19 protein-coding genes, 1 rRNA gene and 2 pseudogenes are annotated in these 11,592 nt (G+C 51.0%); 17 read left to right on the forward strand and 5 right to left on the reverse strand.

The window, feature by feature from the left end:
- A partial coding sequence (locus ACMWKK_RS25100; protein ID WP_001676991.1) for an IS1 family transposase occupies nt 1–65 on the reverse strand: 65 nt, incomplete at its 3' end.
- Between the two features lie 56 nt (nt 66–121).
- Here ACMWKK_RS25100 and ACMWKK_RS25105 point away from each other — a divergent pair.
- Nucleotides 122–466, forward strand: a pseudogene (locus tag ACMWKK_RS25105) (ArsC/Spx/MgsR family protein); the annotation flags it as partial.
- A 30-nt stretch (nt 467–496) separates the two neighbouring features.
- On the opposite strand, the pseudogene ACMWKK_RS25110 reads toward ACMWKK_RS25105, so the two are convergent.
- The 3 genes and pseudogenes from ACMWKK_RS25110 to ACMWKK_RS25120 form a co-directional block, all read right to left on the reverse strand.
- Nucleotides 497–910 (reverse strand): annotated as a pseudogene (locus tag ACMWKK_RS25110) (ArsA-related P-loop ATPase); the annotation flags it as partial.
- Nucleotides 911–1,108: 198 nt separating this feature from the next.
- Entirely contained in the window at nt 1,109–1,315 is a 207-nt protein-coding gene (locus ACMWKK_RS25115) for a helix-turn-helix transcriptional regulator (RefSeq protein ID WP_032170432.1), read from the reverse strand.
- 121 nt (nt 1,316–1,436) lie between these two features.
- On the reverse strand, nt 1,437–2,015 hold the full coding sequence (locus ACMWKK_RS25120; protein ID WP_032170431.1) for a YagK/YfjJ domain-containing protein: 579 nt from the start codon (nt 2,013–2,015) through the stop codon (nt 1,437–1,439).
- Between the two features lie 287 nt (nt 2,016–2,302).
- Between ACMWKK_RS25120 and ACMWKK_RS25125 the strand changes: the two genes are divergently transcribed.
- The 16 genes from ACMWKK_RS25125 to ACMWKK_RS25200 all read left to right on the forward strand — a co-directional run bounded on the left by ACMWKK_RS25125 (nt 2,303) and on the right by ACMWKK_RS25200 (nt 11,115).
- Entirely contained in the window at nt 2,303–3,064 is a 762-nt protein-coding gene (locus ACMWKK_RS25125; RefSeq protein ID WP_127790460.1) for a hypothetical protein, read from the forward strand.
- Between the two features lie 121 nt (nt 3,065–3,185).
- Complete coding sequence (locus ACMWKK_RS25130) at nt 3,186–4,049, forward strand: GTPase family protein (protein ID WP_045269748.1); 864 nt, start codon at nt 3,186–3,188, stop codon at nt 4,047–4,049.
- Nucleotides 4,050–4,140: 91 nt separating this feature from the next.
- A complete protein-coding gene (locus ACMWKK_RS25135) occupies nt 4,141–4,962 on the forward strand; it encodes a DUF932 domain-containing protein (protein ID WP_001548934.1) in 822 nt (273 codons plus the stop codon).
- Between the two features lie 217 nt (nt 4,963–5,179).
- The gene (locus ACMWKK_RS25140) at nt 5,180–5,881 is read left to right on the forward strand and encodes a WYL domain-containing protein (RefSeq protein ID WP_008324530.1); all 702 of its coding nucleotides are present in this window, start codon (nt 5,180–5,182) and stop codon (nt 5,879–5,881) included.
- 36 nt (nt 5,882–5,917) lie between these two features.
- Nucleotides 5,918–6,154, forward strand: a complete 237-nt coding sequence (gene ypjK, locus ACMWKK_RS25145) for a protein YpjK (RefSeq protein ID WP_001115854.1) — start codon at nt 5,918–5,920, stop codon at nt 6,152–6,154.
- A complete protein-coding gene (locus ACMWKK_RS25150) occupies nt 6,154–6,597 on the forward strand; it encodes a YfjS/YafY family lipoprotein (RefSeq protein ID WP_000824224.1) in 444 nt (147 codons plus the stop codon). Before ypjK ends, ACMWKK_RS25150 begins: the two co-directional genes overlap by 1 nt.
- Before the next feature lie 23 nt (nt 6,598–6,620).
- Nucleotides 6,621–7,088, forward strand: coding sequence for a protein YkfB (gene ykfB, locus ACMWKK_RS25155; RefSeq protein WP_115799765.1), 468 nt, complete (start codon nt 6,621–6,623; stop codon nt 7,086–7,088).
- Nucleotides 7,089–7,164: 76 nt separating this feature from the next.
- A complete protein-coding gene (locus tag ACMWKK_RS25160) occupies nt 7,165–7,404 on the forward strand; it encodes a DUF905 domain-containing protein (RefSeq protein WP_000194654.1) in 240 nt (79 codons plus the stop codon).
- Between the two features lie 97 nt (nt 7,405–7,501).
- The gene (locus ACMWKK_RS25165; protein ID WP_000211838.1) at nt 7,502–7,960 is read left to right on the forward strand and encodes an antirestriction protein; all 459 of its coding nucleotides are present in this window, start codon (nt 7,502–7,504) and stop codon (nt 7,958–7,960) included.
- 15 nt (nt 7,961–7,975) lie between these two features.
- A complete protein-coding gene (locus ACMWKK_RS25170; RefSeq protein ID WP_000811693.1) occupies nt 7,976–8,452 on the forward strand; it encodes a JAB domain-containing protein in 477 nt (158 codons plus the stop codon).
- An 8-nt stretch (nt 8,453–8,460) separates the two neighbouring features.
- Nucleotides 8,461–8,682, forward strand: a complete 222-nt coding sequence (locus ACMWKK_RS25175) for a DUF987 domain-containing protein (protein ID WP_106929599.1) — start codon at nt 8,461–8,463, stop codon at nt 8,680–8,682.
- 18 nt (nt 8,683–8,700) lie between these two features.
- Complete coding sequence (locus ACMWKK_RS25180) at nt 8,701–9,027, forward strand: type IV toxin-antitoxin system YeeU family antitoxin (RefSeq protein ID WP_165743630.1); 327 nt, start codon at nt 8,701–8,703, stop codon at nt 9,025–9,027.
- Nucleotides 9,028–9,116: 89 nt separating this feature from the next.
- Nucleotides 9,117–9,494 (forward strand): TA system toxin CbtA family protein, encoded by a 378-nt coding sequence (locus tag ACMWKK_RS25185; RefSeq protein ID WP_000854726.1) that lies wholly within the window; start codon nt 9,117–9,119, stop codon nt 9,492–9,494.
- Nucleotides 9,491–9,979 carry a DUF5983 family protein gene (locus ACMWKK_RS25190; protein ID WP_406542955.1) on the forward strand — a complete coding sequence of 163 codons (489 nt, stop codon included), beginning with the start codon at nt 9,491–9,493 and terminating at the stop codon, nt 9,977–9,979. Before ACMWKK_RS25185 ends, ACMWKK_RS25190 begins: the two co-directional genes overlap by 4 nt.
- 11 nt (nt 9,980–9,990) lie before the next feature.
- Nucleotides 9,991–10,188: a DUF957 domain-containing protein gene (locus tag ACMWKK_RS25195; RefSeq protein WP_000839269.1), complete on the forward strand. Its 198-nt coding sequence runs from the start codon at nt 9,991–9,993 to the stop codon at nt 10,186–10,188.
- An 84-nt stretch (nt 10,189–10,272) separates the two neighbouring features.
- Nucleotides 10,273–11,115 carry a DUF4942 domain-containing protein gene (locus ACMWKK_RS25200; protein WP_001548928.1) on the forward strand — a complete coding sequence of 281 codons (843 nt, stop codon included), beginning with the start codon at nt 10,273–10,275 and terminating at the stop codon, nt 11,113–11,115.
- 366 nt (nt 11,116–11,481) lie between these two features.
- Here the strand turns inward: ACMWKK_RS25200 and rrf are convergent.
- Nucleotides 11,482–11,592 (reverse strand): 5S ribosomal RNA (gene rrf / locus ACMWKK_RS25205); the annotation flags it as partial.

An 11,592-nucleotide genomic window follows, 5' to 3' on the forward strand; every position in this document is an offset into this window, starting at 1 on the left:
TTGCCGTTACGCACCACCCCGTCAGTAGCTGAACAGGAGGGACAGCTGATAGAAACAGAAGCCACTGGAGCACCTCAAAAACACCATCATACACTAAATCAGTAAGTTGGCAGCATCACCCGAGCCGACCGTTATTCTTTACCTTGAGACTCCACCTTCACGCGATAAGCTGGTCAAACTCATTGCGGATATGGGCATTTCCGTCCGGGCGTTACTGCGTAAGAACGTCGAGCCGTATGAGGAACAGGGTCTTGCAGAAGATAAATTTACTGATGACCAGTTAATCGATTTTATGTTGCAACATCCGATCCTGATTAACCGTCCGATTGTGGTGACGCCACTGGGAACTAAACTTTGCCGTCCTTCGGAGGTGGTTCTGGATATTCTGCCAGAGGCTCAGAAAGCGGCTTTCACCAAGGAAGACGGTGAAAAAGTCGTTGATGAGGCAGGTAATCGACTGAAATAAAGATGAAGGGGGCAAATGCCCCCTTCATTATTACTTCGCCATTTCTTCCAGCAGGTCAATACCAACCGGCTCTTCGCTCTGTAACGCTGTTAATGCAATACGCTTTGCATACTGCTCTTCCACATCAGAGATGAGAGGCAACTCGCGGTTTGCCCTGGTCTTCAGGAAAGGTGAAGACGGCTCAGCAGCTGCCAGGCTGTTATTCACAACCCATGCCCACGGCTCAATGCCAGCGCGACGCAGATCCTGCTGCAGGTTTGCTGCTTCCAGTACAGGTGTCGTTTCGGCAAGCGTCACGATAATCACCTTCGTCTTCTCCGGGTCCTGCAATTGCATCATTGGCGTCATCACATGGTCATGTGTTTGCCCCATCTGGCGCACCATTTCCCGGTGATAGGCTCCTGTTGCATCCAGTAGCAGAAGCGTATGACCCGTAGAGGGTGTATTGTTTAGGGACAGGTATTCGATTTGTCAGTTTCGGCGGTCACTGAAAGAACACCTTTTACCTCTACAAGGTTTAATTCCCTGGCTCAGGGTAGGGCTTAGTGGATGCGAAATCGAAGGTAAGTGATCTTGATGTCTTAAGTATTGATGAAAACACATTATAACGATTTTGGTTTTCTAATTCTGGGCTAGAGCGCTTTACTTTCTGGATTCGTAGATACGGTAATATAACCATTCTTCCAGATCGCTTTTTAACCAACGGGAAGCTCTGCCCAATTTAATCGGTTTAGGGAATGCCCCATCCTGTATCAGCTTATAGAACCATTTATCGCTCAGGCCAGTAAGCTGGGTAATGAATTTCATATCAATGAATTGATCTTCAAGTAGTGCAGGTTTTGTATACATGTTGATGTGTTCCGGTTAAAGATGAATAACCGGAGCTGCTAGTAAACCAATCATTACCGTCAGCTCCTCCACATCAATGGCTTCTGTTGTAAAAAAACTTCAGCTTAACGTTTACCTGTCGCTACTCCTTCCTGGGCCTGCCTCTACGGCTTCGTGGTGGTATAGCATTCATACCTGCAATAACCCCTCGTGACTTCTGCTCAGATTTGGCTAAATAACTAATTACGTAACGTAGTTCATCAACTGCTTGCCTATTGCGGTGATCCACTATCGTTCCGGAACTCGCAACGAAATGCTTTTTCTTGGAACACAGATGAAAGAGACCTTCATCGTCAGTCAATCTGCGCCATTCTTCCCCTATCGCACGCGAAGTTGGATAGAATTTCCGATGCTTCTGCCCATCAAGATAAATCATGGCATGCACATGCAACCCCTTACGCTGTCTGTATTCAATTACCCAGTAGTACCCAATAACCATCTTTCGGCCAATTGCCACGTCCATCAGGTGCTGTATCTCGCCCTCCATCTCATCCATGAGATTACGCTGCGAGCGTTCACTTCCTTGTTTCCAGCCAAAATCCATACGAAAAGCCAGTAAGCGGGAATAACGCTCAAACATTTCATCCAGGTGGTGGTTTATATCTTCGAGAAGAAAACGATGCATAGGGTAATTAGGGTTGGCATTGTAGGGTTCTTTCATGATCTATCCTCAAACTAAACGGGGTTCAATAGATAGATGTGTGATGTATTTTTTATACAGGGATGAGTATTGATTACAGGAGGGGAACGGTTAACTCCGGGTGATAATACTAATTAACCTTAATTCAGTAAGAACTGATGGTTTCAAGGATTCTATCGTAGGTTCACATGGTGGCCTTACACAGGAAGAAATGTGTACGCGAAATCTGAAGTATTGCAGTGCGATCTGGCGCTTTACTGGCCTCTGTGATAGGTTGTTATGCACAATCAACAAAGTGCATAACAGTTATGGTAAAGAGAATTACATTTAACACCGATGATGATTTAACGATTAATTCAATCGACAGGTATGCCGAATCCAATGGCATGTCACGTTCTAAGGTAATATGTGAGTTATTACGGTCCACTGCACCTATTCTTGATTTTGTGACATATCAAAATAGAATTACTCAGGAGGTTGAAAGCAGGCTTTTTAGCATGTTTTATCATGAGGTTCGTCACTTCGAAACGCAGCAGCATAAAGATGACTCTACTTTTAAATATCTTCACTCTCTGTCTGAAAAGCTTATATTCAATGTTCACCCAAATCCTGTTGAAAGCTTTTTCCTTCCGGCAATATCTGAATGGGACTCTTGCAATAGTGGGTTTATGGAGAGAATTGAGAATAAAATTAAATCCTATATGCCCGAGGGTGATTGTATATCACGCTATGTTTATTTGTGCGTAAATAAAAAATCTGGTGAGAAGTTTGGCTATGACCTGATTCAAATAGAAATTCCATTATTTGTTGTTGAGTCTTATTTATTTGACATTCAGTCACTTTGCCATGTTCGAACTGTTGATTTTTGCAATGCAGGAATTGATGAATATATGCGCAGAAAAAAAAGACATCTTAATTCCGCTTATCTTTCATGGATTCCAGTGCTTCCCTTTCAGGAAGGGTTTATTTTTATCGCTGCTTTGCACATCGATAAAGCCTTACCTAATCAGCTATACCCTCCTAAAGCCACCATTAACCTTCCTTACGAGTACTGGAAGTATTTAGGATGATTCAATAGAAAATCATCATTCAAACTATATTCAGATATATATCATTTTCATGAACATACCAGCATAACGGCAGAACTTCGCGGTACTGCCGTTTTTAGTTTTATTTATTGCAGGAGTTGTCATGATTAATCAGCAAGGTTTGCAGCCATTAAACCATTCGCTTTCCGGCCTGCCGCAGTGGGTGTCTGAACGTATATTGCAGCAGATAAATCAGTTAACCCACTACGAACCAGTGATTGGCATTATGGGTAAAACTGGGGCGGGAAAGAGTAGCCTTTGCAATGCTCTGTTTGCCGGTGAGGTGTCGCCGGTCAGCGATGTGGCGGCCTGTACCCGTGAACCTTTGCGATTTCGCCTGCAGGTTGGCGAGCGCTATATGACGTTGGTGGATCTGCCCGGCGTGGGGGAGAGTGGTGCACGCGATACTGAGTATGCGGGGCTGTACCGTGAACAGCTTCCCCGGCTCGACCTGGTGCTGTGGCTGATTAAGGCTGATGATCGGGCACTGGCGGTGGATGAGCATTTTTACCGCCAGGTGATTGGTGAAGCTTACCGGCATAAAGTGCTGTTTGTTATCAGCCAGTCTGATAAGACTGAGCCCACCAGCGGTGGAGAGCGATTGTCCACAGAGCAGAAGCAGAATATCAGCCGCAAAATCTGCCTGCTGCATGAGCTGTTCCAGCCAGTGCATCCTGTATGTGCCGTGTCAGTCCGTCTGCAGTGGGGACTACGGGTGATGGCAGAGCGCATGATCCGTTGCCTGCCGCGTGAGGCCAGCAGCCCGGTGGTGTCGCAACTGCAGCATCCCTTTCGCACGACGGTAGTCCGGGAACAGGCGCGTAGCGATTTTGGTGAAACCGTCGGTGCTGTACTCGATAGCATCAGTGCCTTTCCCCTGATACCCGCCCCGGTGCGGGCCGTCATTCAGGCCGTGCGCACCACCGTGGTGTCAGTGGCCCGTGCCGTCTGGGATTTCTTCTTCTGAGTATTTAACCCATCCCTGTTATTTCCCTAACCCTGTCGCCGATGCGACGGGGATTTCTTTTATTTGTTTTCCCGTTATGAGGAGTCTGCTTATGACCCGTCTGGCTTCGCGCTTTGGCGCAGCAAATCTTATCCGTCGCGACCGCCCGTTAACCCGCGAAGAGCTGTTTCGCGTGGTGCCCAGTGTATTCAGTGAGGACAAACATGAATCCCGTAGTGAACGCTACACCTATATACCCACCATCTCCCTGCTCGACAGCCTGCAGCGAGAAGGCTTCCAGCCGTTCTTTGCCTGTCAGACCCGGGTACGCGACCCGGGTCGACGCGAGCACACAAAACACATGCTACGCCTTCGTCGGGAGGGGCAGATTACCGGTAAACAGGTACCAGAAATTATCCTGCTCAACTCCCATGATGGCACCAGTTCGTACCAGATGTTGCCGGGTTTATTTCGTGCGGTTTGTCAGAACGGGCTCGTCTGCGGTGAGTCATTTGGCGAGGTGCGTGTGCCGCACAAAGGCGATGTAGTGAGTCAGGTGATTGAGGGGGCCTATGAAGTGCTGGGCATTTTTGACCGTGTGGAGGAGAAGCGGGATGCGATGCAGTCGTTGCTGTTGCCACCACCTGCGCAGCAGGCACTGGCAAAAGCCGCGCTGACGTACCGCTTTGGTGAGGACCACCAGCCGGTGACTGAGTCGCAGATCCTCTCCCCGCGCCGCTGGCAAGATGAGAGTAGCGACCTGTGGACCACGTACCAGCGTATTCAGGAGAACCTGATTAAGGGTGGGCTCAGTGGCCGTAATGCCAAAGGAGGACGGTCACATACCCGTGCCGTTCGCGGTATCGACGGGGACGTGAAACTTAACCGGGCACTGTGGGTGATGGCGGAAGCGATGCTCACGCAACTGCAGTGACCGTTTAATGTTGCCGCTTTGTTAATATCGGACACCACCTGTCCGCATCGCACCGTGCTGGCGGTCCTCACTCACTGAGTGAATGGCCTGTAACCCCCGCTGCCTCTGGCTTTTGCAGAAATGAAAAATAGTTTCTGTGATGTCCATACCCTGTCCGACCCCCTCTTTAAAGTAATCACATCATTTTCAGTCAGTTAACTTTCACGGAGAACGTCTCATGACACAGGCAGAACGCCGCCATGACCGGCTGGCTGTCAGGCTGTCACTGATAATCAGCCGTCTGGTGGCAGGGGAAACACTGAGTGTGCGTAAGCTGGCCGCTGAGTTTGGTGTGTCGGTGCGCACGCTGCGGCGTGATTTTCGTGAGCGGCTGATGTATCTGGACCTGGAGTATCAGTCCGGATATTGCCGCTTACGTACTGCGGGCAGTGAGACGCAGATGGTGCCCGACGTGCTTATCTTTGCCCACCGCAGCGGGATGGCCGGTCTTTTCCCTGGCTTTGACCGTCGTCTGGTAAACGCACTGCTGATGTGCGATGAGTCTCCCTGCGTAATCGCACCCGCCAGTCCGGCTCCTTCGCCATCAGGCGCATTGTCTTTCTGGCGACTGATTCAGGCCATTACCGGGCGCAGGCGGGTGACGCTGATTGCCGAGGGGCAGCGCTGTGAGCGGCTGGCTCCCTGCCGGTTACTTATCCACCAGCAGGCCTGGTATCTGGTGGCAGAGCACGACGGACATATCGCCGTATTCACCCTGAATGAAATCCATCTGGTTCAACCCCTGCAGGAGTCTTTTCGCCGCAACGACAGTCTGTGCAGTCTGGTTGAAGACCCGGTGTTTATTCAGGCCTTACCCCATTTTCGCTTTATCCAGCAGTCGCTGCTTGCGTTTGTTCCGGCCGACAGCCCACCGGAATAGTGCAGGTCTATCTCAACTCATCCGCAGGGAGAGCCTATGCCATTTATTGCCATTATCGCCATTGTTGTCATCGTCATCATTCTGAACAAAACCGGGGTGTCCGACAGCCTCACGGCCCTGACCCTTGCCACCGTTGCCGCACTGCTGACGGGCGGAGGGGCAGCCGGTGCGGCCAGTGTCGCACTGACACCGTTCGTCGGCGTGCCGGTGGGTATTTTCGTCGGCATTTATGTCTTTGCCAAAGTGGTTCGTCTGATTTCAGGAAAAAAATAATGAAACGTAAAACACTGCCTCTGCTGGTGCTGGTTGCCACCACGCTGTTTCTCAGCGCATGCGATAACAGAAGTGATGACCTGAAGGCCATCAGCAAATTTAAGGATCTAACCCCACCGCGTTTCAGTGATGTGGTCAGCCACCAGGATGATGTCAGCGAAGAATGGTCACAGGTTGACTACTTATCCGGTCCCACCTTGCAGGTTTTACGTACCCACCAGTCGCCCGATGGCTGCGAGGGTGGCAGTTACTACTACCTCGTGGATATGCAGGAAAAAACCGTCCAGCCACTGATGAATGCGCTGTGTATTGCCGATAACATCAAACTGGAATACCAGGAGGTGACGGACCCGTATACCAAAGAAAGATACTTTGAGTACGCCCATGACGGCAAACTGATGGGTCGACTGCTGATACCCTCAAACCCTGAGAACCAGGAATAAAAATAACGATAAAGGAGAGAGAAATGACAATACGTTCACTAAGTAGATTTATGCTGGCGTGTGTACTGCTCGCGAGCTTTAATGCCTCTGCGATCCCGGGGTTCTGGCAGCAGGGTTACGGTCAGGGCAATACGGAATACAGTGTGACCGAAGCCAGCGGGAAGACGTTTACCATCAACTGCACAGGGAACCCGGACCAGAATGGTTTCTATCAGCATTCTGTTTTTCTTACCCTTGCCGATGACAAGACGGTCAGTTCGCACGATGACGACACCACTATCACCGTAGTGATGGATCACCAGCAGTACATTATTCCGTCCAGCCTGGGCTGGCGTAACGGCGATAACGCCTGGTTTGACTTCATCAGCAATATCTCTGAGGCCGGGCAGTTCGACGTCTACGTCAATGACCACAAAGCAGGGACCTTCACTGCGGACCGGAAGAACGCTGAGAAAGTTCTGTCCACTCTCGGAGACTGCAGCAACGACTGATAGTAGTATCTTCCCCAGCAAATCCACCCCGACAGCTAGCAGGCTGCCGGGGTTTTCTTTTATCAGGAGCCCGAAAATGACCCAATCCGTGTTGCTGCCACCGGGGCCTTTCACCCGGAGACAAGCGCAAGCGGTCACTACCACGTACAGCAATATCACACTCGAAGACGACCAGGGCAGTCACTTCCGTCTGGTGGTTCGTGATACTGAAGGCCGGATGGTCTGGCGGGCATGGAACTTTGAGCCGGATGCCGGTGAAGGTCTTAACCGCTATATCCGCACCTCAGGCATCCGTACAGACACGGCCACCCGCTGATCGCGAAGCATTTACCCGCATTCACCTCCCCGAACACACTTTATATCCCCATACGCCAGCCATCGCCGCTGGCGTTTTTATTGACGGAGACATACCCATGACAACACAGACGCAGCACGACCTCGCACCCGCTAACCAACCCGAATTTGAACTGACCGTCACGCCGGTCCCCGATGAACAGCGTATCGATTTCTGGCCACAGTACTTTGGCGCTATCCCGCAGTGGCTACTCCTGGAGCCGCATATCTTCGCCTGGATGGACCGCTTCTGTGAGGGCTACAGCGGTGGTATCTGGTCGTTCTACACCCTCAGCAATGGCGGCGCATTTATGTCCCCCGAGCCTGACAACGATGAGACATGGCGTCTGTTTAACTGCCTGAACGGTAACGATGCCCAAATGAGTGCAGAAGCAGCAGGTATTGCTGTCTGCCTGATTGCGTATAGCCACCATGCCTGTCGCACCGAATGTGACGCGATGACCGCACACTATTACCGCCTGCGGGAGTATGCCATGCAACATCCAGAGGCTCACGCCATTCTGCGTATTATCGACTGACCGAAGGAGCAACAGATGAAACAGCTTTCCTTTTTACCCGGCGAGATGACGCCACAGGACCGGCGTCTCATTCAGCGGGCGCTCAGGGCTCTGGACCGCCACCTGCATGAGCCCGGCGTAGCCTTCACCTCTACCCACGCCGTACGTGAATGGCTGCGACTGCATATGGCCGCGCTTGAGCGGGAAGAGTTCCGGGTGTTGTATCTGGACAACCAGAATCAGTTGATTGCCCATGAAACGCTCTTCACCGGCACGATTAACCGCACCGAGGTGCATCCCCGGGAGGTGGTCAAACGTGCTCTGCACTTCAACGCGGCGGCGGTGATACTCGCGCATAACCATCCTTCCGGCGAGACGACACCTAGCCAGGCCGACAAAACCCTCACGCAGCGACTGGTTCAGGTGCTTCAGCTGGTGGATATCCGTGTCCCTGACCATCTGATTGTTGGTGGCAGGCAAATCTATTCGTTCGCAGAACACGGTCTGCTTTGAGGTATTACATGAAAATTATCAGTAAACGCAGGGCAATGACGATATACCGCCAGCATCCTGAGTCCCGAATCTTTCGCTACTGCACCGGCAAATACCAGTGGCACGGTAGCGTCTGTCATTACACCGGCAGGGACGTTCCGGATATCACCGGAGTCCTCGCGGTATACGCCGAACGCCGCCAGGACCGTAACGGGCCCTATACCTGCCTGATGAGCATCACCCTGAACTGACAATAGTGGAGAACTGTAATGAGCAACCCTACCAGGGGCCTGCAGCGGGAGATTACACTGCGCCTGGGAGCCCGTCTGGTACAGGAGGGCAACCGGCTGCACTACCTGGCTGACCGGGCCAGCATCACCGGTATGTTCAGTGACGCCGAATGCCGGAAGCTGGATGACACATTCCCACACTTTATCCGCCAGATGGAATCGATGCTGACCACCGGTGAACTCAGCCCCCACCATGCCCACTGCGTTACCCTGTACCACAACGATTTAACCTGCGAAGCCGACACCTTCGGCTCCTGTGGTTACGTTTATCTGGCTGTTTATCCGACGCCCGAAACGAAAAAGTAAATCATCAGAATAATCTTCTGCTCCGGCCTGGTGTTTTCACCACGCCACTTTTCCATTTTTCATCTCTGCATATCAGGAAAATCTTCAGTATGAAAACATTACCCGACACACACGTACGGGAGGCATCGCGCTGCCCGTCTCCCGTCACCATCTGGCAGACACTGCTGTCCCGGTTGCTGGACCAGCATTACGGCCTTACGCTGAATGACACACCGTTCGCCGATGAACGTGTGATTGAGCAGCATATTGAAGCTGGCATTTCACTGTGTGATGCGGTGAACTTTCTCGTTGAAAAATACGCACTGGTACGTACCGACCAGCCGGGATTCAGCGCCTGTACCCGCTCTCAGTTAATAAACAGTATTGATATTCTCCGGGCTCGCAGGGCAACCGGCCTGATGACCCGCGATAACTACAGAACGGTAAATAACATTACCCAGGGGAAGCATCCGGAGGCGAAACAATGAAACTGGCCCTGACGTTGGAAGCCGACAGCATTAATGTGCAGGCACTGAACATGGGGCGAATTGTCGTTGATGTCGATGGTGTTAATCTCACTGAACTGATTAACAAGGTCGCTGAAAACGGTTATTCACTCCGCGTGGTGGAGGAATCCGACCAACAGTCAACCTGCACACTACCACAGTTTGCAACCCTTGCCGGCATACGCTGCAGTACCGCACATATCACGGAAAAGGATAACGCCTGGCTGTACTCGCTGTCACACCAGACCAGTGACTTCGGTGAATCAGAATGGATTCATTTCACAGGTAGCGGATATCTGTTACGTACCGATGCGTGGTCATATCCGGTTCTGCGGCTTAAACGCCTGGGGTTGTCAAAAACGTTCCGTCGTCTGGTTGTCACACTCATCCAACGTTATGGCGTCAGTCTCATTCATCTGGATGCCAGCGCTGAATGTCTGCCGGACCAGCCCACTTTCGATTGGTAACCAGGAACAACATGAAATCATTAACCACGGAAACCGCACTGGATATTCTGATTGCGTGGCTACAGGACAATATCGACTGCGAATCGGGAATTATCTTTGACAACGATGAGGATAGAACGGATTCAGCAGCACTGTTGCCCTGCATCGAACAGGCCCGGAAGGATGTCCGTGCTCTTCGTCATCTGCAGCTTCTGCACCAGAACCGGTGAATATCACTCACCATACTTCATTCCCCTGACGCCAGCCTGAATACAGCTGGCGTTTTCGTTTATAAACCAAAAGGAAAACCGATAATGTCAGACATCACAATCTCCCGTCCGGAAGTGGTCACCGGGCATACGGACGTTATCTGCTCCACCAGTATCCAACACGTTGTGACGGTACGGAATGCAGCACTGCAACAAACCGAAACGCTTATCCGGCAACTGGCAGAAATCTCAGTGCTGACAGCAGGCATTGGCGGCAAAACCGCCCTGGACTGGGCGATGAAACAGAATTTTCGCTGTGGCTGCTGGCTGATGGAAAAACCGGAAGCAGCAATGAAAGCCATCACCCGCAATCTCGATCGAGAAATCTGGCGTGACCTGATGCAACGTTCCGGGATGCTGAGTCTGATGGATGCGCAGGCCCGGGACACATGGTACCGATCACTGGAATATGATAATTTTCCGGAAATCAGTGAAGCGAATATCCTGAGTACATTCGAACAACTGCACCAGAATAAGGATGAGGTGTTTGAGCGAGGGGTGATCAACGTCTTCAGGGGACTGAGCTGGGATTACAAAACCAACTCACCCTGTAAATTTGGCAGTAAAATTATCGTCAACAATCTGGTGAGGTGGGACCGGTGGGGGCTTCATCTGAACAGCGGGCAACAGGCCGATCGACTTGCCGATCTGGAAAGAATGCTACACCTGTTCAGCGGCAAACCGATCCCCGACAACCGGGAAAACATCACTATTCGTCTGGATGGTCACATCCAGTCCGTTCAGGGTAAAGAGCGCTATGAAGACGAGATGTTCATCATTAAATACTTTAAGAAGGGATCTGCACACATCACTTTCAAAAGGCTGGAACTGATTGACAGAATTAACGATATAATAGCCAGGTACTTTCCTTCTGTGCTCTCAGCCTGATCCCGAGTGTGATTCCCTTTCGATATCAAAAGGGACTGCGGGTATAATTGAGGGTACATTTTTAATCAAACCAAATAAATTATATTAATATCAATATGATAAAAGAAATTTTCGATTCCTAGTCCGGCACCACTATTTAAAGAACCCAGCCTATGGCTGGGTTTTTGCTTTTCTGCGTTTATCAAAACCTTCCCTGTTTTTATATTTCTTTATCTCTTTCCCTGCCTGCTTTGCCCGGTGGCGCTGCGCTTACCGGGCCTACGGATTTTCCAGGACGGATAAGGCGAAGCCGCCATCCGGCATGATTTTATGACGCACAACGCAAAAAACCCCGCACCTTTCGGTACGGGGTTCTTCTTATTTGATGCCTGGCAGTTCCCTACTCTCACATGGGGAGACCCCACACTACCATCGGCGCTACGGCGTTTCACTTCTGAGTTCGGCATGGGGTCAGGTGGGACCACCGCGCTAAAGCCG

Origin of the sequence: Enterobacter sp. 01-M-03-SI-ECC (genome assembly GCF_047530215.1) — a bacterium.
Taxonomy (GTDB): domain Bacteria; phylum Pseudomonadota; class Gammaproteobacteria; order Enterobacterales; family Enterobacteriaceae; genus Enterobacter; species Enterobacter chengduensis.